Origin of the sequence: Caldalkalibacillus mannanilyticus JCM 10596 (genome assembly GCF_000615945.1) — a bacterium.
GTDB lineage: Bacteria > Bacillota > Bacilli > Caldalkalibacillales > JCM-10596 > Bacillus_AT > Bacillus_AT mannanilyticus.
In genome coordinates, this window is the sequence record NZ_BAMO01000006.1 from 1 (window position 1) to 21594 (window position 21594).

The 21594-nt window shown below is 39.5% G+C and carries 24 protein-coding genes and 3 pseudogenes; 1 reads left to right on the top strand and 26 read right to left on the bottom strand.

Features of this window, described 5'->3' with window-relative positions; genetic code table 11:
- Nucleotides 1-279: 279 nt before the first annotated feature.
- The 26 genes and pseudogenes from JCM10596_RS04775 to JCM10596_RS29445 all read right to left on the bottom strand — a co-directional run bounded on the left by JCM10596_RS04775 (nucleotide 280) and on the right by JCM10596_RS29445 (nucleotide 20350).
- Complete coding sequence (locus JCM10596_RS04775) at nucleotides 280-711, bottom strand: peptidylprolyl isomerase (RefSeq protein ID WP_025026147.1); 432 nt, start codon at nucleotides 709-711, stop codon at nucleotides 280-282.
- Nucleotides 712-779: 68 nt separating this feature from the next.
- Complete coding sequence (locus JCM10596_RS04780; protein ID WP_025026148.1) at nucleotides 780-1478, bottom strand: hypothetical protein; 699 nt, start codon at nucleotides 1476-1478, stop codon at nucleotides 780-782.
- On the bottom strand, nucleotides 1479-1895 hold the full coding sequence (locus JCM10596_RS31200; protein ID WP_369345598.1) for a hypothetical protein: 417 nt from the start codon (nucleotides 1893-1895) through the stop codon (nucleotides 1479-1481).
- Nucleotides 1896-1966: 71 nt separating this feature from the next.
- Nucleotides 1967-2380: an ATP-binding cassette domain-containing protein gene (locus JCM10596_RS31205; protein WP_369345599.1), complete on the bottom strand. Its 414-nt coding sequence runs from the start codon at nucleotides 2378-2380 to the stop codon at nucleotides 1967-1969.
- A gap of 4 nt (nucleotides 2381-2384) precedes the next feature.
- Nucleotides 2385-2756 carry a GntR family transcriptional regulator gene (locus tag JCM10596_RS04790; protein WP_025026149.1) on the bottom strand — a complete coding sequence of 124 codons (372 nt, stop codon included), beginning with the start codon at nucleotides 2754-2756 and terminating at the stop codon, nucleotides 2385-2387.
- A gap of 224 nt (nucleotides 2757-2980) precedes the next feature.
- A complete protein-coding gene (lysA, locus tag JCM10596_RS04795; protein WP_025026150.1) occupies nucleotides 2981-4303 on the bottom strand; it encodes a diaminopimelate decarboxylase in 1323 nt (440 codons plus the stop codon).
- A 103-nt stretch (nucleotides 4304-4406) separates the two neighbouring features.
- A pseudogene (locus JCM10596_RS23925) lies at nucleotides 4407-5880 on the bottom strand (spore germination protein).
- Complete coding sequence (spoVAEA, locus tag JCM10596_RS04805) at nucleotides 5873-6448, bottom strand: stage V sporulation protein SpoVABEA (protein ID WP_025026151.1); 576 nt, start codon at nucleotides 6446-6448, stop codon at nucleotides 5873-5875. Before spoVAEA ends, JCM10596_RS23925 begins: the two are co-directional and overlap by 8 nt.
- A 40-nt stretch (nucleotides 6449-6488) precedes the next feature.
- Nucleotides 6489-6917 (bottom strand): stage V sporulation protein AB, encoded by a 429-nt coding sequence (locus tag JCM10596_RS04810; protein ID WP_025026152.1) that lies wholly within the window; start codon nucleotides 6915-6917, stop codon nucleotides 6489-6491.
- Nucleotides 6904-7532: pseudogene (locus JCM10596_RS23930) on the bottom strand (stage V sporulation protein AA). Before JCM10596_RS23930 ends, JCM10596_RS04810 begins: the two are co-directional and overlap by 14 nt.
- Nucleotides 7533-7656: 124 nt before the next feature.
- The gene (gene sigF / locus JCM10596_RS04820) at nucleotides 7657-8418 is read right to left on the bottom strand and encodes an RNA polymerase sporulation sigma factor SigF (protein ID WP_025026153.1); all 762 of its coding nucleotides are present in this window, start codon (nucleotides 8416-8418) and stop codon (nucleotides 7657-7659) included.
- 11 nt (nucleotides 8419-8429) lie between these two features.
- Nucleotides 8430-8876: an anti-sigma F factor gene (gene spoIIAB / locus JCM10596_RS04825; RefSeq protein WP_025026154.1), complete on the bottom strand. Its 447-nt coding sequence runs from the start codon at nucleotides 8874-8876 to the stop codon at nucleotides 8430-8432.
- The gene (gene spoIIAA / locus JCM10596_RS04830) at nucleotides 8873-9226 is read right to left on the bottom strand and encodes an anti-sigma F factor antagonist (protein WP_025026155.1); all 354 of its coding nucleotides are present in this window, start codon (nucleotides 9224-9226) and stop codon (nucleotides 8873-8875) included. Before spoIIAA ends, spoIIAB begins: the two co-directional genes overlap by 4 nt.
- Nucleotides 9227-9334: 108 nt before the next feature.
- Nucleotides 9335-10513 carry a D-alanyl-D-alanine carboxypeptidase family protein gene (locus JCM10596_RS04835; RefSeq protein ID WP_025026156.1) on the bottom strand — a complete coding sequence of 393 codons (1179 nt, stop codon included), beginning with the start codon at nucleotides 10511-10513 and terminating at the stop codon, nucleotides 9335-9337.
- 179 nt (nucleotides 10514-10692) lie between these two features.
- Nucleotides 10693-12002, bottom strand: a pseudogene (locus JCM10596_RS23935) (pyrimidine-nucleoside phosphorylase).
- The gene (locus JCM10596_RS04845) at nucleotides 11999-12826 is read right to left on the bottom strand and encodes a purine-nucleoside phosphorylase (protein WP_025026157.1); all 828 of its coding nucleotides are present in this window, start codon (nucleotides 12824-12826) and stop codon (nucleotides 11999-12001) included. The pseudogene JCM10596_RS23935 and the gene JCM10596_RS04845 overlap by 4 nt, the downstream one beginning before the upstream one ends.
- Before the next feature lie 59 nt (nucleotides 12827-12885).
- Nucleotides 12886-13698, bottom strand: a complete 813-nt coding sequence (locus JCM10596_RS04850) for a purine-nucleoside phosphorylase (RefSeq protein ID WP_025026158.1) — start codon at nucleotides 13696-13698, stop codon at nucleotides 12886-12888.
- Nucleotides 13699-13709: 11 nt separating this feature from the next.
- Nucleotides 13710-14915, bottom strand: coding sequence for a phosphopentomutase (gene deoB, locus JCM10596_RS04855; protein WP_025026159.1), 1206 nt, complete (start codon nucleotides 14913-14915; stop codon nucleotides 13710-13712).
- Nucleotides 14916-15008: 93 nt separating this feature from the next.
- Nucleotides 15009-15896: a site-specific tyrosine recombinase XerD gene (gene xerD, locus JCM10596_RS04860; protein ID WP_025026160.1), complete on the bottom strand. Its 888-nt coding sequence runs from the start codon at nucleotides 15894-15896 to the stop codon at nucleotides 15009-15011.
- Between the two features lie 78 nt (nucleotides 15897-15974).
- Nucleotides 15975-16214: a YqzK family protein gene (locus JCM10596_RS04865; RefSeq protein WP_025026161.1), complete on the bottom strand. Its 240-nt coding sequence runs from the start codon at nucleotides 16212-16214 to the stop codon at nucleotides 15975-15977.
- Nucleotides 16215-16324: 110 nt separating this feature from the next.
- Complete coding sequence (fur, locus tag JCM10596_RS04870) at nucleotides 16325-16777, bottom strand: ferric iron uptake transcriptional regulator (RefSeq protein WP_025026162.1); 453 nt, start codon at nucleotides 16775-16777, stop codon at nucleotides 16325-16327.
- Nucleotides 16778-16848: 71 nt separating this feature from the next.
- Nucleotides 16849-17472, bottom strand: coding sequence for a stage II sporulation protein M (gene spoIIM / locus JCM10596_RS04875; RefSeq protein WP_025026163.1), 624 nt, complete (start codon nucleotides 17470-17472; stop codon nucleotides 16849-16851).
- Nucleotides 17473-17509: 37 nt separating this feature from the next.
- Complete coding sequence (locus JCM10596_RS04880) at nucleotides 17510-18643, bottom strand: endonuclease Q family protein (RefSeq protein WP_369345600.1); 1134 nt, start codon at nucleotides 18641-18643, stop codon at nucleotides 17510-17512.
- Nucleotides 18640-19200, bottom strand: coding sequence for an NUDIX hydrolase (locus JCM10596_RS04885; protein ID WP_025026165.1), 561 nt, complete (start codon nucleotides 19198-19200; stop codon nucleotides 18640-18642). Before JCM10596_RS04885 ends, JCM10596_RS04880 begins: the two co-directional genes overlap by 4 nt.
- Before the next feature lie 38 nt (nucleotides 19201-19238).
- A complete protein-coding gene (locus JCM10596_RS04890; protein ID WP_025026166.1) occupies nucleotides 19239-20204 on the bottom strand; it encodes a DUF3866 family protein in 966 nt (321 codons plus the stop codon).
- Nucleotides 20201-20350, bottom strand: coding sequence for a hypothetical protein (locus JCM10596_RS29445; protein WP_159102314.1), 150 nt, complete (start codon nucleotides 20348-20350; stop codon nucleotides 20201-20203). Before JCM10596_RS29445 ends, JCM10596_RS04890 begins: the two co-directional genes overlap by 4 nt.
- A 186-nt stretch (nucleotides 20351-20536) precedes the next feature.
- Between JCM10596_RS29445 and JCM10596_RS04900 the strand changes: the two genes are divergently transcribed.
- A complete protein-coding gene (locus JCM10596_RS04900) occupies nucleotides 20537-21550 on the top strand; it encodes a TAXI family TRAP transporter solute-binding subunit (protein WP_369345601.1) in 1014 nt (337 codons plus the stop codon).
- The last annotated feature ends 44 nt before the right edge of the window (nucleotides 21551-21594 follow it).

Below are 21594 nucleotides of genomic sequence, written 5' to 3' on the forward strand. Positions count from 1 at the left end.
CGTGCTTAATATAGATCTCTGCCCCTATTAAATCAGATAGTCCTTTATAATAAATGAGCTGAGTTGGCTTCAGATGTTGATAGACAACCTTCTCCGCGCGCAAGACCTCTGTAAGTGAAATAGGGTAATCTCTAGTAAAATGATACATGGCACGATCCCTTCTCCCTGTTTATGATCCTTATTCATTTTCCCTTTTTTTGAATTATATCATAATCTTTGCAAACAAAAAGCCCATCATTTTTTTGACGGGCTACATAGCTATAAAGCGATCAGTGTAAATTATGCTTCGTATACTTCTACTTTTTCCATTTTGTCTTGGCCTTTGAACTGATCTACATGTTCCATACCGCTGATAACCTTACCAAAAACAGTATGCTGTCCATCTAAATGAGGCTGTGGCTGATAACAGATATAAAATTGGCTACCGCCTGTATTACGTCCAGCATGAGCCATTGCAAGCGTTCCTCTTTCGTGCTTATTAGGGTTGATTTCACAATTGATTGTATACCCTGGTCCGCCTGTTCCTGTTCCATGTGGACATCCGCCTTGTGCCACAAAACCTGGAATCACTCTGTGAAAGCTTAGTCCATTATAGAACCCTTCACTGACTAGCTTCTCAAAGTTGGCTACTGTATTAGGTGCATCGTTTTCAAATAGATCAATAAGGACTTCTGATCCATTTGCTAATGTAATTTTTGCTTGTTTGCTCATGTTATGTACACTCCTTTTAATATCTATCTCTTATAGTGTACTACAAATAAGCGCATTTTAAAAATTTCTTACCCTCTTGCTGGTTTACTCGGACTATTTCGTAACACCAACCATGAAAAGAGTAAGGAAAGAACGGTACCTATCATTACTAAAATGAGAAGAGGATACATTGCATTTTCTACGTTATCTAATATTCCAAAGAAATATTTACCAACATTCCCTAGCGGAGTCATTATGAGAAGTAAAAAAATGGCGAAGAGGAAATAGAATGGAGTATAACCATAACGATAATACAGGATTGAAATAAGTTGAAAAAAAGCTAGAATAAACAAGCAGAGTCCAAATTCCAAACCGAGCAAAAATGTAGGTGAAAAGCCCTCAAGGTTAAAAAAACTAATACGTATGTTTTCTGGATAGTCGAGTCCTAGGATCGCAATGCTGAATACTTTAAAATAGACAAATTCTAAAATGGTGGTAACTGCAGCTAAGATCACAGAACAAACGATCGTTCCTTGCATATATTTTTTGCGAGTACTTCCCATCCCTAAAGCATAAGGAAGAGTTTCACTGACATTAATCAGCGCATGAATCATGAGGTATATGTAAATAGCTATACCTCCACCAATGAAAATATCCCCATTAGAAATATAATAAGATAATCCAACAAAAAAAAGAGAGGTTGATAACAAGATGATCCAGAAGATCATATAACTAAATCGAACATCAAGCCAATACAGCTTAAAAATAGGTTTAAATTGATCAAGCATTTATACTTCCCCTTTCTTAAAACCGTGCATCTTACTCGGTTTAGTCGTCAGATAAATCATCAATTGCTGTATTGGGATCACATCGATTTTTACTTCTAATTCTTCCGCGCGTTTTCTCTCTTCAGCCGAAATATTTCCTAAGATGCCGATCACTTCTTGATTGCCGAAGGATTCAGTGTGGATAATCTCTTTCCCTTGAACGAAGGAATCAAGCTTATGATGTTCACCTGATAGATGAAATGCTTTTGTTCTTAAGCCTTCAACTTCTTCAAGTAATAATAGCTTACCTTGATCAATGATGATTATTTTCTCAAAAATTTTACTTACCTCATCAATCAAGTGCGTTGAAAGAACAATAGTACGAGGATTCTCCATAAAATCCTGAATTAATAGATTGTAGAATAATTGTCTTGACACCGCATCTAAACCAATATACGGTTCATCAAAAATGGTCAGAGGTGCCCGACTCGCTAACCCTACAATAATTCCTAAGCTGACTCCATTCCTTTTGATAATGACTTTACCTTTTTTGAGGGAGACAAGTTAAATTGTCTGATTAGCTCCATGGCATAAACAGGATCCCAATGTTTATAAAAGATTGCAGCTAATTCAAGAACCTCTTTTACTTTCAGACTTTTTTTGAAGTTTTGACTATCTTTAATAAAACACAGATCTTCTAATACTTTCTCGTTCTCATACGGCGGTTGACCATTGATCAACAACCTGCCGCTCGTTTCTCTTATTTCTGCATGGATCAAGTGAAGCAATGTGGTTTTACCTGCCCCATTTCTACCCAGTAAGCCATATATTTTATTTGGCTCTAGCGCAAAGCTTATGCCATCAAGTGCAGTCGTGTCTTTGTATTTCTTCGTCAGGTCTTGACATGTAATGATGTCAGTCATTCTTTCACTCCTCCCCTTTGAACTTCTCGATCATTTCAATGACATCTCGCTTGGAAATATTTAGTTTTTCGGCTTCCTTTAACATACTAGCAATATATTCCTCGAAAAAAAGATTTTTTCTTTTCGTTAATAAACCTTGCTTAGCTCCCTCTGCTACAAACATTCCGATCCCTCTCCTCTTGAATAATATTCCTTGATCCACCAATAGATTGATTCCTTTTGCCGCTGTAGCTGGATTAATTTGATAATATACAGCAAATTGATTGGTCGATGGAACCTGTTCCCCCTCTTTTAATACCCCTCTAACAATTTCATCCTCAATACGTTCTGCAATTTGCATGAAGATCGGCTTTTGATCATCTAACGAATGTTTCATGCACATTCTCCTATCTTATTTGGTTCATTACTTATGTAACTAACTATATTACCAATGGAGTTAATTGTCAATAGATTCTTCTCGAACAACAAGCTTTAGGCTTAGCATTAGAATTCTACATGAGGTTTAACATCTTGTTTATTAACATAAAAAAAGCCATGGTTCTTTAACCATGACTTTCACATTTAACTATAACAAATTATTAGTTCGATATGATACTACTCTTATTTTTGAGGGACCTCGGAACGGATTGGCATGTCATTGTGAATCAGGTCTTCAAAGGTTTCTCTGCGAACAACCTCGAAGGCTTCTCCGTCTTTCACGAATAAAACAGAGGGTCTTCGAATTCGGTTATAATTATTCGCCATTGCGTAGCCGTAGGCACCAGTACAAGAAACCGCTAATAAATCTCCTTGTTGCACTTGGGGGAGGTTTAGATCCCAAATTAAGATATCCCCAGACTCACATAGTTTCCCTGCTACTGTATACGTTTCCTCGGAAACTTCACTCATGCGATTGGCTATGGCAGCTTCGTACTTGGCTTGGTATAGAGCCACCCTCAAATTATCGCTCATCCCGCCATCAACAGAGATATATTTTCTAACTCCAGGAACCTCTTTTTGAGCTCCAATTGAATAAATCGTTGTTCCTGCATCACCCACAATGCTTCGACCTGGTTCAATCCAAATTTCTGGAATATTCTTTCCTCTTTTTGTCCATTCTTCGGTTACTTTGTCACATATCGCATAAACATATTCTTTCGTTTCTAGAGGGGTATCCTCTTCACGATATCGAATGCCAAATCCCCCACCAAGATTTAATACCTTAAGCTTCCAATCTAATTCATTTTCTAGTTCATCTAAAGCGTCAGCTAGTTTTTCAATCGTCAGTAGGAAACCATCTGTTTCAAAGATCTGAGATCCAATATGCGAATGCAAGCCCAAGACATGATAAAAAGGCTGTTGAATAGCATGTTCCAAAGCTCTTCTTACCTGACCGTTCATTAAATCAAAGCCAAATTTAGAATCCTCTTGACCTGTTGTAATATATTCATGAGTATGGGCTTCTACTCCAGGGGTGATTCGCAAGAGAATATTAACGACCTGTTGGCGGCTTTTCGCTAGCTCATGCAACAGCTCTAATTCATAAAAATTATCTACCACATAACAGCCGATTTTGGCTTCTAATGCCATTTCCAATTCATCTGCTGTTTTGTTGTTTCCATGAAAATGAATTTTTTCAGCGGGAAAGTTCGCTTTGAGTGCTGTAAATAACTCTCCACTAGAAACAACATCAAGTGACATTCCTTCCTGTTCTACTAGCTGACACATCGCAATACAGCTAAAAGCCTTACTAGCATAGGCAACCTGTGCCTGAATTCCCTTCTGTTTAAAAGCAGAAACAAAAGCATGACATTTTTGACGAATATAGGCTTCATCGTAAATGAATAAGGGGGTTCCATATTCCTTAGCTAAATGTACTGTATCACATCCACCTATTTCTAAATGCCCGATCTGATTAATTCGACTAGTGCCATGTAGATACATTTTGATTACTCTCCCTCAACTTAATAATTTCTAAAATATATCATACTTTTGTCACGGTCGCAATCCTTAATCCACCTAGAAATCTAGGCATTCCCCTGCTAATTTAAGGTTGTTTTTTCTTGTTCCTTGGATGAACAATACTAGGTCTGGTTTTGTTCATAAGAGAAGTGTAACGAAAGACAATACTCATGAGAGCCTTAAAGTTAAAGGGAACCAACGGCCATAAATACGGAGTTTTTAAAGATTTCATCACTGCTAAAGAAACAAAAATGAGGGTACAACCAATCACAAACCCTGGTATCTTAAATAAGAAAACAAGAAGCAATAAGAAGATGCGTAGCATTTTATTGGCAATGCTTAGCTCGTAAGAAGGAGTTGCAAACATACCAACGGCTGCCACTGAAAGATAGAGAATCACCTCAGGTAAGAAAAGTCCAACGTCAATCGCAATCTGCCCGATCAGAATGGCTGCAACCAGCCCTAGCGCTGTTGCCAATGGAGTAGGCGTGTGAATAGCTGCCATCCTCATTAAATCAATCCCAAGTTCAGCGAAAAGAAATTGCAGAAAGACGGGAATCGCATAGTCTTTTTCATTTGGACCAATAAAAGCAAGATTATCGGGTAATAGCTCGGGTCGCATCACAAAAAGGGTCCATAAGGGTAATAAAAAGATAGAGCAAAAATGCCAAGAAAACGAACCCAACGAATATACATTCCGAGGCAGGTGTCTGTCTAAATTCTTCCGCATGCTGAACATGATGAAAATAGGTCGTTGGCATAATAATCACCACTGGAGAGGTATCGACCATAATCATGACATGCCCTTCTAATAAATGAGCTGCTGCAACGTCTGGACGTTCGGAAAACCTCACCTTAGGAAAGGGATTGTAGCCTTGCCTCACGACAAATTCTTCGACGACTTTCTCCGCCATAGGAATTCCATCTACTTCAATCGCTTCCAGCTTCTTTCTAATCTCTTCAATTAATTCTGGGTTCGCAATATCCTTGATGTAGGAAATACAAATATCTGTTTTGGAGCGCTCTCCTACTTGCAGAACTTCCATTCTCAAACGATCATCTCGAATCCTTCTTCTTGTCAGAGCTGTATTTAGGATCAGATTTTCCGTATAACCGTCCCTTGAGCCACGAACAACTCTCTCCGTATCAGGCTCCTCAGGATTTCGTCCTGGGTAGCTTCGCACATCAACGACGATTCCCTTATCCCATGTATCTCCAAGAATAACAAGTAATCCAGATAAAAGCTTATCAACAGCTTCGTCTAGATTAGTGACAGCCTCCACTTGAACATGACTAAGAGAATGTTCAAATAACTCCTTAAATGCTCCTGCGTTCGTTAGAGGTTTATCTACTAGAGAGATTTGTTTTAGAATTTGGATAATAAAATCTGTATTGGTTAGTCCATTGACAAAATAAATATTTATTTTTTTATTCGCTATTTTATATTCTCGACAGCCAACATCAAAATTAATATCTAAATCTAACTTCTCATGCAAAAATTTATGATTCTTTTCTAAGGACTTTTCGATCCTCAATTCTGTATTTTGTTTCCTACCCATGATATCCACTCCGACTTAATATCAACTCTACTGCTTTTTTCGTGATCGGACAACCATACTTAATATGATCCTTCCCATTCATTTTCCCTATATCTCCCACCCCAATTACAATGGGAATATCAAGCTCTTCTAAGACATCTACCGTATCCCCATAGACGCGTAATTCTTTAGAAAATTCAACATTTCCATCTTTATCTACTCCCTGAGCTACAATATGCCCCTGGCTATCTATAGCTAAATCAATGTGTGTCCCTTCCACCGCCTCGGTATTAGAAGCTACAGCAATGGCTCCTAGAACGTTGATTTCTGGATGAGTAGCTACATACCGCAGGGCCTTCTCGCCATCACCGTATCCCCCTTGTCCATTATCATCAAACATAACGAGTACAGGATCGTACGCCGCTTTCTTGATCTGTTCCACAATATGTTCACCACTTAAGGGAGTGGGATTTCCGGCTGAACGAGAAATACATCTCCCCCCTACTTCATGGGCAACTTCTTGAACAGCTTTGCTGGCTACTTTATCTCCATCGGTAATGATTATAATGTCTCTTTTTGACTCCTTCAGCATATACTCTCATCTCCTTTACAAACACCTCAAGTTATATTTAATGAAAGGGATAATAGAACATCCAATGAAACAATGATCCAATCACTTTACCAAACACCATCGCCATGAGCAGCCAGAGAATTTTATCCACTAGATTTATTCTCTTGGCTAAGATAGGGAGTACATTCAATACCTCCGTTAATGCAGCGGCAAGCATTCCAACAAAAATACCTGCAAATACTCCATATACAACATTTAATTCGGGAATAAAATGAAAATGAACCTCATGTAAACCCATCCAAGCCCAGAAAACGGCTCCTGCAATGATGCCATACTGATACAGATGGATATAACGACCTGTTTTTGTAAGCTGGGTTAACCTTGGGACAATCCCTAATACAGTAAGAAAAGCAACCAAGCCTGCTCCCACTGCGAGACCTCCGGAAAGACCAATGAACACCAAAACGATGCATTCAATCAGGTTCATGAAGTTTTTTTTCCACCTCCCTATTCTCATGCATCACCACATATTGATCTAAATTCTGTTGATATAGAAACATCTCTACCTCTAATGGACTAGGCTCTTCATTCAAGCGTTTTTTAAATAAATGATTAAAAAAATGATCATACCAATCCCTATTCCCAGTGAATAAGGAATCTGTATTAGCAATGGGTGCTTTTCGTCTTCTCCCGTGATGATCCTATAGATTTTTTGATGAACCTTAAGCATGCTGACATCTTCATGAAAATTCATGATGGCTAATCCTGATCCAATAAACAGCAGAAGCCAGACAAAAACGACAAGAATGAAAGTAGGAGCCTTTCTTGGATAGATGATCTCTGTAATGGTTTGTGCAGGGCCATATGATTCTACTTCTAGTTCAGGATCAAACGCCTTTATTAGGTGAATGACCTTCATCAAATCAATCACAACTAAATGCTTATCACTAGGTGTTATCTGATGAATCCTGAGCTCACCCAGTGCCTTCTCTAGACTTGGATGAACAATAAATTGACTGATGTCTTTTAATGTAACCATTTGATTTGGCTTTACCTGCAAGCGATGACGCAATCGGATGTACATCTGTTTATCGGCTTTCATTTACATCACCTTTTATACCTTCAGTACTGCTAGTATGTTCGTAATGATGGTTTAAAATGTATCAAAAAAAGAGCCCTTAAAAGGATCACCTTTTAGAAGCTCTTATTCTGGCTTTATGTAAGTGCTATTCATTCATTTCAATTTTTATTTGCTTGAGGATCTTCTTTTCCAATCGAGAAACCTGTACCTGTGAAATCCCAAGACGCTCAGCGACCTCAGATTGAGTTTGATCCTTAAAATACCTGAGATAAACAATCAATCGTTCTCGATCCGTTAAACTAATAATCGCTTCTTTTAGAGCAAATCGATCAAACCACTTACCCTCATTTTCATCGGAGATTTGATCCATTAGAGTAATGGGATCACCGTCATTTTCATACACGGTTTCATGGATCGAAGAGGGTGCTCTCATCGCATCTTGAGCAAATACAACCTCTTCTGGAGTCACTCCTAATTCATCTGCAATCTCACTAATTTTGGGCTGACGCCCTAAGGTTTTTGATAATTCATCCTTTGTCCTGCGTATCCGGTTGGCCATTTCTTTTAAGGAGCGACTTACCTTCACTGTTCCATCATCACGAAGAAAGCGCTGAATCTCTCCAATGATCATTGGAACAGCATAGGTTGAAAACTTCACATCATAACTCAGATCAAACTTATCTATCGATTTTATTAATCCAATGCAGCCTATTTGAAATAAGTCATCAGGTTCATAGCCCCGATTAAGAAATCTTTGAACGACAGACCAAACCAAGCGTATATTACTCTCGACTAATCGATCTCTGGCCTTGATATCTCCCTCTTGACTTTGGCGAATTAAGAGACGAACTTCATTATCGTCAAGATAGACCTGAGTTGTTTGATTTTGTTTCACATCAACGTCCATAGGCATTCTCCTTAATTACATAAGGCTTCATTGGTACTTAATTTTTTGACCAAGGTAATTGTCGTTCCTTTTCCTTCAGTTGTGATAATTTCTACTGAATCCATGAAATTTTCCATAATCGTGAATCCCATACCTGAGCGTTCCATATCTGGTTTTGTGGTATATAATGGCTGTCTGGCTAACTCAATATCTGAGATTCCTATTCCTTCATCTTGGATTACAATCTTTATCTCATTCTCATTCATTTCAACTTTTAGATAGATCATCCCGTTATTCCTGTTTTCATATCCATGAATGATCGAATTTGTAACAGCTTCAGAAACAACCGTTTTAATATCTGTTAGCTCTTCCATCGTCGGATCTAGCTGAGATACGAAAGATGCTACTGTAATACGAGCAAATGCTTCATTTTCACTACGAGCCAAAAACTTTAGCTCCATGACGTTATAATCATTCATGATGCCACCCCCAGTGATTCTAACGCTTGCTCTTCGGAATCTACAATCTGAAGAATTTTGAACATCCCCGATAGCTCGAATAAACGATAGATACTCGGAGAAATAGCACAAATGATCATCTTTCCACCCAACTGAGTGATTTGTTTATAACGACCCAAGATCACACCCAGTCCAGAGCTATCCATAAAGGAAAGCTCCTCCATATTCAATAAGATATGACGAACTCCATCTAACTCAATCGTTCTCTCCACCTGATGTCTTAGCTTATCAGCTGTATGATGATCTAATTCCCCTACTAAACGAATGATTAACACATTATCTTTAGTTGTTAAATCAATCTGTAAACTCAAGGCGATTCCTCCTTCTTCTCAGATAAAACCCTTTTCTACACCAGAAGGAGGAATTCCTTCAACATGACAAAACTAGAAAAAACTCGAGTCGACATGTCGAATTTGCACTTAATGCAAGCCAAACAGAGATTTTGTCGTACGTTTAAATAATTGCCACATCGAAGCTCTAGGTATATCTTCTGTAGCCACAATATCTACTTCCACTTCTACCTTTCCATCTTTTTCAATCACTACTTTTCCAATCTTGTCCCCCCGTTGAAGAGGAGCTTTAAGTCCGGAAATCCCCTCCACTCTGGTTGTATAGGAATCCACAGATTCTCCTTTATTTGCGAGCACACTGATTTGATGGGGAACAACCATTTTTACGTTAGTTAGCACTCCCTTATCAATATGAACTTCATCTAGCAGATCTCCTTTTTTGTAGATCGGGTGCGTCTGAAATTGACTAAAAGCATAATCAAACATCTGCGTAATATGTTGATTTCTTACTTTGGGAGTGGGTGTCCCCATGACGACCGCAATCACTCGCATATCCCCACGTTTAGCCGTAGCTGATAAACAGTACTTTGCTTCTTTCGTATAGCCTGTTTTTAAGCCATCAGTACCTGTATAGAACTTGATTAAACGGTTGGTATTGACCAGCCAAAAAGGATTATCAGAATCCTTGCGCAGGTAATCTTCATAAATACTAGTAAAACGTGTGACATCCTCATACTTCAAGAGCTCTCGTGACATCATAGCAATATCTCTCGCGGAGGTATAATGATTATCTACTGGCAATCCATTGGTGTTGGAAAAGAAAGTGTTACTCATTCCCAACTGTTTCGCTTTTGCGTTCATCATTTCAATAAATTTCTCTTCAGTCCCCGCAATATGCTCTGCCATCGCCACACTAGCATCATTTCCTGAAGCAATTGCGATCCCTTTCATCATTTCTTCAACTGTCATCTCTTCTCCAACCTCAAGAAAAATTTGAGACCCACCCATCGAAGCTGCTTTTTCACTTGTTCGTACTTTATCAGTCCATGTGGTTTTTCCTGAGTCAATAGCCTCCATTATGAGAAGCATGGTCATGATTTTTGTAATACTTGCTGGAGGTAATTTTTCATCACTATTTTTTTCAAAAATAACCTTACCGGTGTCCATATCCATTAGTATCGCTGACTTTGCTTCTGGTGTAAGATCTACTTTACTTTCCTCAGCTAATGCCACTCCAACAGAGGAACCAAATAAAATAGATTGTATTAGAAGAGTCAAACATATTAATCCTGAAAATTTTCTTATCATAAACTCCCTCCATTCTTTTTAATTCCTATTTTCACCAATAAACTAGCAAGATATTCCTGCAACAAAAAAAACCTTAAAAAAAGGTTGGAGAAAAGTTAATTTCTCCAACCTTATTCAAGGTTGTCTATCTATGATCCTATGATTTCAATTATAATTTTACCTTATCTGAACTTAGTACATTAGTAATAAGGCGTGATTTCCTTATAGACAAGAGGAGGAACGGATGGTTCAGTTGCTCCAATTGCAATCGCGTCTAATAAACGCTGGTACACAGCTGGATGTTCAGGAACATTCATGTGTAAAATAGCTAAGGCTTCCCCTTCTTGAACAGGATCTCCGATCTTCTTCAACAATTCAATTCCCACCGATAAATCGATCTGGCTTCCTTGGTTTCTCGACCTGCTCCTAAAATCATCGCTAGTACACCCAGTTCTCCAGCTTGAATGGAATGAACATAACCCGCCTTTGGCGAAACGACTTGTACTTGATATGGAGCTTGAGGAAGAAGCTCTGGTTGCAGCACCTGATTGGGGTCACCGCCTTGCTCCTCGACAAAAATAGCCAATTTTTGCAAAGCTTCACCATTTTCAATTTTCTCTTTTAACATGGCTAACGCCGCTTCAATACTCTCAGCCTTCCCAGCTAGATAAACCATGTGACTGCCCAATGTCAGACAAAGCTCCTCTAAATCCTTTGGTCCTTTGCCTTTTAAGGTATCGATCGCTTCTCTTACCTCTAGTGCATTTCCGATGGCTACACCTAAGGGTTGGTTCATATCACTGATAATAGCAACCGTATTTCGCCCTACATTCTTCCCGATTTCAACCATTTCTTTCGCTAAAAGGATGGCATCTTCTTCAGACTTCATAAAAGCACCTAGTCCTGTCTTTACATCTAAGACGATGGCATCAGCACCAGCAGCAATTTTTTTACTCATAATTGAACTGGCGATTAACGGAATGTTGTCAACAGTTGCCGTGACATCTCTTAAAGCATAGAGCTTCTTATCTGCTGGGGTCAGGTTCCCAGATTGACCAATGACAGCTAGCTTATTTTTGTTCACTAAGCGAATAAATTCTTCATTATCTATTTCCACATGGAATCCTTTAAAGGATTCCAGCTTGTCAATGGTTCCACCCGTATGTCCTAACCCACGTCCACTCATTTTAGCAACGGGAACCCCGCAAGCAGCTACAAGGGGAGCAAGAACTAAGGTTGTTGTATCTCCTACCCCACCTGTACTGTGTTTATCCACCTTGATTCCCTCAATCGAAGAAAGGTCGATCTGATCTCCCGATTCTACCATAGCCATGGTTAGATTAGCCGTTTCCTCAGAGGTAAGTCCTTGAAAATAAATAGCCATAGCCAACGCACTTAATTGATAGTCTGGAATGCTGCCCTTGGTATATCCTTCAATAATAAAATCAATTTCTTCTTTTGTTAAAGATAACCCATCTCGCTTTTTCTGAATCAGATCTACCATTCTCATACGAGTTTCACCTTAGCTACAATCTCTTTCACTAAAGAAATAAATTTAGGACGCGTACGATTCGCCACTTCTACTACTTGTTCGTGAGTTAATGGCTCTAATTCTGCTCCAATTGCCATATCTGTAATACAAGAGATCCCAATCACTTTAAGTCCAGTATGACTTGCTATAATTACTTCTGGAACAGTTGACATTCCTACTGCATCTGCTCCTAGATTGGCAAGCATGGTAAGCTCCGCTGGCGTCATATACGTAGGTCCGCTAACACCCACATATACCCCCTTCTGCACGTTGATATCTAATTGTTTCGCTGTTTCTTCAACAAAAGATACCAATGATGGAGTATAGGCTTGGGACATATCTGGGAAACGAGGACCTAGCTCACCGTAATTCGGTCCAATAAGAGGATTTGTACCTGTAAAATTAATATGATCCGTAATGATCATAAGGTCTCCAGGGGCAAATGCTGGATTCATCCCACCGCAAGCGTTTGTCACTAAGAGAAGCTCTATTCCTAGTTGTTTCATCACATAAACAGGGAAGACAACCTCCTGCATTGGATACCCCTCATAAAAGTGAAAACGTCCTTGCATGGCAACAACTGTTTGACCATTTAATTCACCAATCACAAGCTGTCCCGCATGACCTTCAACTGTGGATACAGGAAAGTGTGTAATCTCTCCATAGGGAATAATGGTAGGATTCTGAATTTCATTGGCTAAATCTCCTAGACCTGAACCTAAAATTAATCCAATCTTAGGTTGAACCGTTGTTTTCTCCTGGATAGATGCTACAGCTTCTTTGATCATAGTAAGTCGATTCATAATGTTATTCCTCCGTTGTTTAGTCATATTTTAGATGTTTATTTCTTTCGAACATTTTCTTATATTTTTCGTACAAGCCCCTTCACAAGGTTTAAGAAGTTTGCTTTTGCTAATTCAGCTGTTTCCATTACTTCACTGTGGGATAGAGGCTGTGGCAAAATCCCTGATGCCATATTCGTAATACAAGAGATTCCGAGTACTTTCATACCACTATGTGCTGCCACAATCACTTCAGGTACTGTAGACATCCCGACAGCATCTCCCCCCATCTTGCGTAACATCTTGATCTCTGCTGGGGTTTCATAGCTTGGACCTACAACACCTGCATAAACTCCTTTTTGCACATTGATTTGCAACTCTCCGGCAACTCCGAAAGCAAGCTCTCTTAAATCATTGGAATAGGCTTGGGACATATCTGGGAAACGAACGCCAAGTTCATCAAGGTTAGGACCAATTAAAGGATTCTGACCTGTAAAGTTGATTTGGTCCTCAATAATCATTAAATCTCCTGGGGAGAAAGAAGTATTAATCCCACCAGAAGCATTGGTAACAAGAATCGTATGTACCCCAAGACTTTTCATCATTCTGACTGGCAATGTAACTAACTCAAGTGGATAGCCCTCGTAGAAGTGGAATCTTCCTTGCATGGCAATAACGGATTTCCCTTCTAGAGTCCCAATCACTAACTGTCCTTTATGTCCCTCTACTGTAGATTGCGGAAATCCAGGGATCTCATGGTAAGGGATATGAAGCGGATTTTCAATTTCATCTGCTAGAACCCCTAGACCAGAGCCTAAGATCAGCCCTATTTCTGGCTTGATTTTCATTTGATCAGCGACGAATTTTGCAGCCTCTTGATACGTTGTTGTCATTTGTATCACCTCTATTTTCTAACTTGATTTAATTCTGTCATAAAGCTTTTCCCTAGCTTGGGTAATTGCACGCCAAAGTTATCGGCAATCGTAGCTCCAAGGTCGGCAAAAGTTTCTCTAATTCCAACACTTGCTCCTTGAGCCATAGAAGGAGAATAAGCGAGCACAGGGACATATTCACGAGTATGATCCGTTCCGGGATGAGTTGGATCATTTCCATGGTCCGCCGTAATAATTAAAAGATCATCTTCTCTTAGCTTCTCAAATACCTCAGGTAAACGAGCATCGAATTCTTCCAAAGCCTTCCCATATCCAATTGGATCACGACGATGACCAAATAAGGCATCAAAATCAACTAAATTCACAAAGCTTAGCCCCTCAAAATCCTGAGCTAGAGTATCGATAAGCTTGTCCATACCATCCATATTCGATTTTGTCTTGATCGCTTTCGTTACTCCTTCACCATCATATATGTCTGAAATTTTTCCAATGGCAATGGATTCAAATCTCGCATCAGCAAGCGCATTCATAACCGTAGGTTCAAAAGGCTTCAACGCATAATCATGACGATTTGGTGTTCTTTCAAACTTTCCAGGAGTCCCTACAAATGGTCTAGCAATGACTCGTCCTAACACATAAGGCTCTTCCAAGGTTAGCTCCCTAGCTATCTCACAAATTCGATACAATTCATCAATCGGAACAATTTCTTCATGAGCAGCAATTTGAAAGACACTGTCTGCGGAGGTATAAACGATTAAATCACCCGTTTTCATATGCTCTTCTCCAAGCTCAGCCATAATCTCTGTGCCTGAAGCTGCCTTATTTCCTATCACTTTTCTTCCCACACGCTCTTCAAATTGTTTAATCAAAGCGTCTGGAAAGCCTGTGTCAGTAAAGGTTCGAAACGGAACCTCTACCTTGAGTCCCATTATTTCCCAGTGTCCTGTCATGGTGTCTTTTCCTACCGAAGCTTCGTTCATCTTCCCATAAACAGCCATTGGATGTTCCACTGCTGAAACTCCTTTAACCTCCTCAATATTACCTAAACCTAGGCGAGCTAAATGAGGCAAGTGTATCCCATTCATTTTTTCTGCGATGTGCCCCAAGGTATGTGAACCTTGATCTTCAAATAGATGGGCATCTGGAAGCTCTCCAATCCCCACACTATCCATTACAATTAGAAATACCCTTTTATAACGAGTCTGTTGTTGATCCATGATAAGTTTACCTCCAATGACTTGATTAAAATGAATAACTCATATTTTTTTCCGAAGCTAACAGTAACCTTATCTGTACTCCCTACCATTCGATTACGCCCTAGGATGAGATTTCGCATACACATCCCTTAATCTTGTCTTGGTCACATGCGTATAAATTTGTGTCGTAGAAATGTCTGCATGTCCAAGCATTTCTTGAACGGATCGGAGATCTGCTCCATTTTCTAATAAATGTGTAGCAAATGAATGACGCAGGGTATGGGGAGTAATCTCTTTTTTGATTCCTATTTCCTTCGAATATTTTTTAATTATTTTCCAAAATCCTTGACGGGTCAAGGCATTTCCATGATGATTCACAAATAAGACCATACTTTTTTTCTTTTTTGTTAATTCTCCTCTGCCTCGTGTGATATATGTATCAATCGATTGAATAGCTAAACTGCCTAAAGGGATGATGCGCTCCTTCGAACCCTTTCCCATACACTTAATAAACCCTAATTGTAAATGAACATCATCTAAAGTTAAGGAAATTAGCTCTGATACCCGGATTCCGGTAGCGTAAAGTAATTCTAACATAGCACGATCTCGTTGACCAAATGGAGTCGATTCTTGAGGTGCTTGTAAGAGTAGCTCGACTTCATTCATCGAGAGCACCTTAGGTAATCTTCTTTCTATCTTAGGTGTTTCAAGATGTACAGAAGGATCTTGCTCAATCTTGTCATCTCTTAATAGAAACTGAAAAAAGGAGCGGATCGACGCCATATTTCTGGAAAGTGTCGAGGTTGCCTTCCCTGCTTCCTTTAATCCCACTAAGTAAGTCATAATATGTTGACGGTGTACCTGATTGACATCGGTCATGCCTGAGTCTAGCAGGTATTGAAGAAATGGTTTTAAGTCACGTTCATATGATAAAAGGGTGTTTTTGGATAATCCTCGCTCTACGGTCAAATAATGTATAAAAGATAGAAGGTTTTCTTTCATTTTCATTCTCCTTCAGCTAATCTCGCTATACCTAACTATTCAACAAGAAAAGAGCTATTCCTTCATCTCTTCGATCTCCTATTCACCATACCAGTAGAAAAATAACAATCGATCCCTATAATCCTTTGCGCTATTCAAGGTTGGTAGTGAATCCATTTGAAATACTTTCACTGCTTTGCCCTTGGGTTGATTGTAACGATGGTGAGGTTCTATTTTTTCTACGACCCAAATAATCATACCATAGAAAAGAAGTGTTAATGTTATAAATATGACAAGAAGTTTACAAACATCAATGAACTTATGCAATTGTGTGTTCATTTGGCACCCCCCCTTCATTTAAGGTATGCCAAAAAACCACTAGTTCATACTTGGTTTAGAAAGAAAATATAAGATATTCTTCCAATAAAAAAAGCCTGGGGATACCAAGCTTATCCTTCTATATCTTTGTCCTTGCATCGATGACAGATTCCATGAAAAATGAGTCGGTGATCTAAGATCTTGAAATCAAACTCTTTGACTACCTTTTTCTCCACTTCAGACAACATGTCCTCCATGATTTCATCGACTGTTCCACAATGAATACAAATAAGGTGATGATGATGACGCTCCGCACCTTCTGCTCTAAATTCATATCGAGCTACGCCATCTCCAAAATTCAACTTATGTATGATCTTTAATTCACTTAACAATTCTAAGGTACGATAAACAGTAGCAAGTCCAATCTCAGGAGCCTTTTCTTTGACAAATAAGTACACATCCTCCGCACTTAAATGATCCTCTTCATGCTCTAATAAGACTCTCACTGTTGCCTCACGTTGAGGTGTTAATTTATAGCTATGCGTGTGCAGTTGTTGTTTGATTCTATCGATTCTATCTTCCACCTAGAAATCCCTCCCCGATTGCCTACTACTGTCACTATTATAGAAGAGGGAGGATTCATTCGTCAAATATCTCAGCCAGCTATTCTCATTAAAGCAGGTGAAAAATAGGTTTCAAAGAGAGAAATCACTAGTAATATCAAGGTCATTACGACCATAGTTCCCATGTATTTAGGGATATTGGGTCTTTCATGTGAACGATTAGTTCCAAATAAATGTCCAATAAGTTTCATCGAAAATGAAATACTGATAACACTGATTGATAAGATCACAGGAATCACAATTAAATTTTGAGGAACTACGGCTACAAGAGTAAATAAAACACCTTTCCAGCCCATCTGATGTACCAAAAAACCAACAGTAAATCCAACAAATACTCCTTTTAAAAAAAGTAAGATTAAAATAATGGGTAAGCCAATAATGGAAAGACCTAAAACCCAAATCAAGCCTATATATTTTACATAATGGAGAAAATTATGAGCAAATGCTTCTTTCGTATCCGCTATCTGATCCTTCTTCATTTCCTCCATAAATTGTTCAAAGTAGTAGAACAAATCCGTCTGCTGGCTATGTCCTAAACTATGAATGGTTAAGGTACCAAAGATGATTCCCATCAGGAACAAAACAATAATAAAGATATAGAGTGAAAGATGTTGTTCGATATGTCGATTGACGACTTGTCCTATCTTCTGCTTCATGTGATGGACCTCCTTCATAGGTTTATACTATCCTATGCTAGAGAGTAGAACCGTATGACACCTTTCCATACTTCCCTTTCCCACCTGAAATAAGGACAAGATTTCCTTGTCGGGCCTCCATGATTTGCTCTGCAACTTCCTTTGATATGACTTGTTCTAGATCATGTCTACTGGCAGAATGAAGGACATTCATTTCTGAACCAAAAGTCTGTATCAATCGATCTAAGCTTTTCTTACCTAGCTTCGGAATATATTCCAAAGGAATTTGATGGATATAGGGAGGCTTTCTATTCCGCTTGTTCAGCTCTGCCTCCATTACCCCTGCTATGCTTCGCTGTTGCCCTTCACTGATTTGCTGAATTCTTTCAACGACCTCATGATGATACTTGCCTAACTTAGGATGTAAGCCGTAGTTCGCTATGATTCGATGAGCTTCCACCTCACGCAATACTTTTACAAACGCTGCAAAAGAAGGTTCCGCCATAGCAAGAATCTGATATTCTCTTCCGATCTTAGAAAGAGAGTGGGCATCAGAGTTTGTCAGGTAAGGATATGAAAGAAGCTCAGGAATCTGGTTAGCCATTTGCGTATCAGAGCTTAATCCCAGTTCTACGGCATCAATGTAAGCAGGGTCCAGCACCTCTGTTAAATGAAGGTGAACTCCTTTCCCATATAAACTCTTGAAGGGAGTGAAGATATGGGCTGGGATAAATATTCCTTGTAATTCTTTTAGTTTTTTCTGTAATTGCTTGGCTGGAGCATAAATCCTTTGGGAGCTCAAATGAATGTTTTTCTGATGCTGCGCCATCCACTGACTCCACCTTCTCATACGTTCAATGGTAGGGAAGTATCCCAATACGTGAAAGGGTCCCTGACCTGCTGCATCGTTCACTTCCATCTCCGTTCCTAATAGAAGAGTCGTATTCTGAAAGCGAATCCCGCCTCCCTGCTGTTCCTCCGCCTCTCCTCTTCTAATAAGCTCCTCAAGCTCATCTAAGACCTCTGGCACGTGACAATCTATAATACCTATTAAATCAAGCCCTTTACGAAGAGAAGCCTCCTCTAAAATAGAGTGCAAGGTCAAATTTTTGGAACCTGAAATTTTGACTGGCTTCCCGCTTTTCGTTCTGCCTATATGGACATGGAAGTCAGCAAAATAGTTTTTAATCATCTCTGTACACCCAGCTGTTCTTTCAACAATTGATTCTGCCAGTAGGTAACGGCAAATATGGTTTTCGCATCATGAATCTTTTCCTCCGCTATAAGCTCTAGTGCCTCAGCCAAAGTAACTAGTCTGTTTTCAACAAATTCATCCTCATCTGGCTGAGCCGTTCCACCTTTTAAGCCTTTTGCCACATAAATGTACAATAATTCATTGGCAAAACCAGGTGATGTATAAAAGGAAACAACCTTCTCAAAGCTCTCAGCCTGATAGCCTGTTTCCTCCTCCAATTCACGTATAGCACACACTTCAGGTTTCTCTGAAGGCTCCAGCTTACCTGCTGGAATTTCATAGATCTCTTTTTCTAACGGCTTGCGATATTGACGAATAAGCACTAATCTCCCATCGTGAGTAAAGGGAATAATCGCAACCGCTCCCGGATGCTTTACAACCTCCCTTGTTGCCGTTTTTCCATTAGGCAACTCAATTTCTTCTACTTGAAGCTGAATCACTTTCCCCGTAAAAATAGGCTCAATACGTAACGTTTTTTCTGTAAAATTTGTCATGATTAGGTCTCCTAGTATCATCGTATTTAATAGCCCTATTATACAAGTTCCTTATAAAAATAGTAAGCCGCACCGATAGCGTAGAAAAAATATGGTTCTTCGAGATAGTTTCGTCCCATCGTTCTAATAGGTTTTTCATACCAAGCCAAAGCTTGTTCTAATTCACGCTGAAAGGAATGTAGAGAGATCGGGATTACATGGTGCAAATGAATCAATCTGCTAAATTGAGTTTTCAATAATTGATCTTCTTCTATCAATGGAGAGCCCGTTTCCATTGATTGGATAGGAAACGGAATAGATACTGGAGTGAAGGTATGAAAGGCTAGAGGATGAAAGGTGTGATGACTTAATCCGCAGTGCCTTTCTCTATGGTCAGCGAATTGAATTCTTGGAATGACAATCGCCTTACCTTGACAACTGTGAATGGCATGAATCCAATGAACCAACTGCATCCCGCTAAACCCTCTCTTGGTTCCTGTTCCAATCACCCCCGGACCCTGTGTAATAAGAATATGGTCCGCTTTCGCTACCTTAACAGCGGCTTCTAAGGCTGTATATACATTAATGGCTTCTATATCTCCTCCTAGCGCTTGCCCATATGTAATCGTTATTAGATTTATTCTTTTTTTAAGCTCTCGAACGTGCTGACTAAAGGAAAGATACATCGCCGCTTGGTCATCCATAATGTAGACCAGTCTTTTGTTAGGCTCACCCTTAAGCAATAGGCTAGCCAAAACCGGAAGCATACTATGTAATTCACCAACAAAAACGTTTCTCCCTTCCAATGAAAAAGGAGATTGAAAGTGCCAATGTTCCTCACTTTCTTCCGCTTCCACGGAGAGTACAGGTGTTTGTATGGGCGTATAACGAAGCTTCATGATATGACCAGGATAAGAGTGTGTATCTATTGATTTCTTATCAGTTGAACATGGTTCAGCATGTATCGAAGTAACGAAAGCATAGCCACCCGTACCAAGTCGTAAATCTAGAGCACTCGTATTCAACTGAACAGACGAACCAAGTTCACAAAAGGTTCCTTTGTTTTATAATGAATCGCTTTCACTACTCGTCCTGAGTAAAGTTTAACCCAAAGAAATTGCACACACTCTGTTTCTTCTATGATCTCTACAACTTCACCCCAATCATTCATGGAACCCTCCCTCCCCTGACCCTTGCTTATACTACTAAATATTATGTAGATTTTAGGGAATAAGAACTTCGATCTTATGACATCATACTTGCAGTAAGGATCTTGAAAGACTTATTGAAAGATAACCATTTTAATGGTAATATTAGAAACGATATTTAAAAAATAGAAAAAGGGGTGTTTTACGAAATGATGAAAAAGAAAATGACGTTCCTAACCATCCTCACACTTATTTTCGCCCTTCTCATCGCTGGATGCGGTACAGGAGGAAATACAGGTGGTGACACGACAACTCCTGGCGATGGTGGCGGTGCAACAACTGGATCTATTATCATCGCTACTGGAAGCACATCAGGTACATACTACCCGCTTGGTGGAGGAATGGCTCAAATCTTTATCGACCAAGCTGGAATCAATGCTTCCGCGCAAACAACGGGAGCCTCTGCTGAAAATATGCGCTTATTGAAGAACGGTGAAGTAGATTTAGCGTTCACTCAGAGTGATATTGCTGACTACGCTTCCAAAGGAACTGTGATGTTTGAAACCGATGGGGCTATTGAAAATATCCAAGCCATCGCTTCCTTATACAGTGAAACTGTTCAAATCATCGTTGCTGCTGACAGCCCGATTCAATCTGTAGAAGATTTAAAAGGAATGAGAGTATCTGTTGGTGCTCCTGGTAGTGGTACAGAAGCAAATGCTATGCAAATCCTCGAAATGTATGGCATGTCCTTTGACGACTTAGGAAGAGTGGATCGCCTAGCTTTCGGTGAATCGGCAAGCTTCCTTCAAGATGGTACTCTTGATGCTGCTTTCGTTACGGCTGGTACGCCAACCGCTGCAGTTAATGAATTGGCAGCAACAAAAGGTGTCAGAGTCATTAGTATGGGTGACGAGCAAATCTCTTCGATCATTGAGAAATATCCTTACTATGCCGAAGAAGTGATCCCTGCTGGAACTTATCCTGGATTCGACGAAGAGGTAAAAACAGTAGCTGTTAAAGCTCAGTTAGTCGTTCGTGCTGAATTAGATGAAGAATCCGTTTATAACATGACAAAAGCTTTATTCGAGAATTTAGCGCAATTAGGAGCTGTTCATGAAAAAGGGACTCACATTTCTCTTGAAACAGCTTTAGAAGGTGTTAGTTTAGAGCTTCACCCTGGTGCAGCCAGATATTATAATGAAAACGGAATTACAAATTAATAAAATTTGGGGGGGTATTCGATACCTCCTCAAATTTTTAGTTT

What these genes read in the sequence shown, in the direction of transcription:
- JCM10596_RS04775 (WP_025026147.1), bottom strand. Translation starts at nt 711, where the DNA reads ATGAGCAAACAAGCAAAAATTACATTAGCAAATGGATCAGAAGTCCTT.
- JCM10596_RS04780 (WP_025026148.1), bottom strand. Translation starts at nt 1,478, where the DNA reads ATGCTTGATCAATTTAAACCTATTTTTAAGCTGTATTGGCTTGATGTT.
- JCM10596_RS31205 (WP_369345599.1), bottom strand. Translation starts at nt 2,380, where the DNA reads ATGACTGACATCATTACATGTCAAGACCTGACGAAGAAATACAAAGAC.
- JCM10596_RS04790 (WP_025026149.1), bottom strand. Translation starts at nt 2,756, where the DNA reads ATGAAACATTCGTTAGATGATCAAAAGCCGATCTTCATGCAAATTGCA.
- lysA (WP_025026150.1), bottom strand. Translation starts at nt 4,303, where the DNA reads ATGTATCTACATGGCACTAGTCGAATTAATCAGATCGGGCATTTAGAA.
- JCM10596_RS04810 (WP_025026152.1), bottom strand. Translation starts at nt 6,917, where the DNA reads ATGAACCTGATTGAATGCATCGTTTTGGTGTTCATTGGTCTTTCCGGA.
- sigF (WP_025026153.1), bottom strand. Translation starts at nt 8,418, where the DNA reads ATGGACGTTGATGTGAAACAAAATCAAACAACTCAGGTCTATCTTGAC.
- spoIIAB (WP_025026154.1), bottom strand. Translation starts at nt 8,876, where the DNA reads ATGAATGATTATAACGTCATGGAGCTAAAGTTTTTGGCTCGTAGTGAA.
- JCM10596_RS04835 (WP_025026156.1), bottom strand. Translation starts at nt 10,513, where the DNA reads ATGATAAGAAAATTTTCAGGATTAATATGTTTGACTCTTCTAATACAA.
- JCM10596_RS04845 (WP_025026157.1), bottom strand. Translation starts at nt 12,826, where the DNA reads ATGAATCGACTTACTATGATCAAAGAAGCTGTAGCATCTATCCAGGAG.
- JCM10596_RS04850 (WP_025026158.1), bottom strand. Translation starts at nt 13,698, where the DNA reads ATGACAACAACGTATCAAGAGGCTGCAAAATTCGTCGCTGATCAAATG.
- deoB (WP_025026159.1), bottom strand. Translation starts at nt 14,915, where the DNA reads ATGGATCAACAACAGACTCGTTATAAAAGGGTATTTCTAATTGTAATG.
- xerD (WP_025026160.1), bottom strand. Translation starts at nt 15,896, where the DNA reads ATGAAAGAAAACCTTCTATCTTTTATACATTATTTGACCGTAGAGCGA.
- JCM10596_RS04865 (WP_025026161.1), bottom strand. Translation starts at nt 16,214, where the DNA reads ATGAACACACAATTGCATAAGTTCATTGATGTTTGTAAACTTCTTGTC.
- spoIIM (WP_025026163.1), bottom strand. Translation starts at nt 17,472, where the DNA reads ATGAAGCAGAAGATAGGACAAGTCGTCAATCGACATATCGAACAACAT.
- JCM10596_RS04880 (WP_369345600.1), bottom strand. Translation starts at nt 18,643, where the DNA reads ATGATTAAAAACTATTTTGCTGACTTCCATGTCCATATAGGCAGAACG.
- JCM10596_RS04885 (WP_025026165.1), bottom strand. Translation starts at nt 19,200, where the DNA reads ATGACAAATTTTACAGAAAAAACGTTACGTATTGAGCCTATTTTTACG.
- JCM10596_RS29445 (WP_159102314.1), bottom strand. Translation starts at nt 20,350, where the DNA reads ATGAATGATTGGGGTGAAGTTGTAGAGATCATAGAAGAAACAGAGTGT.
- JCM10596_RS04900 (WP_369345601.1), top strand. Translation starts at nt 20,537, where the DNA reads ATGATGAAAAAGAAAATGACGTTCCTAACCATCCTCACACTTATTTTC.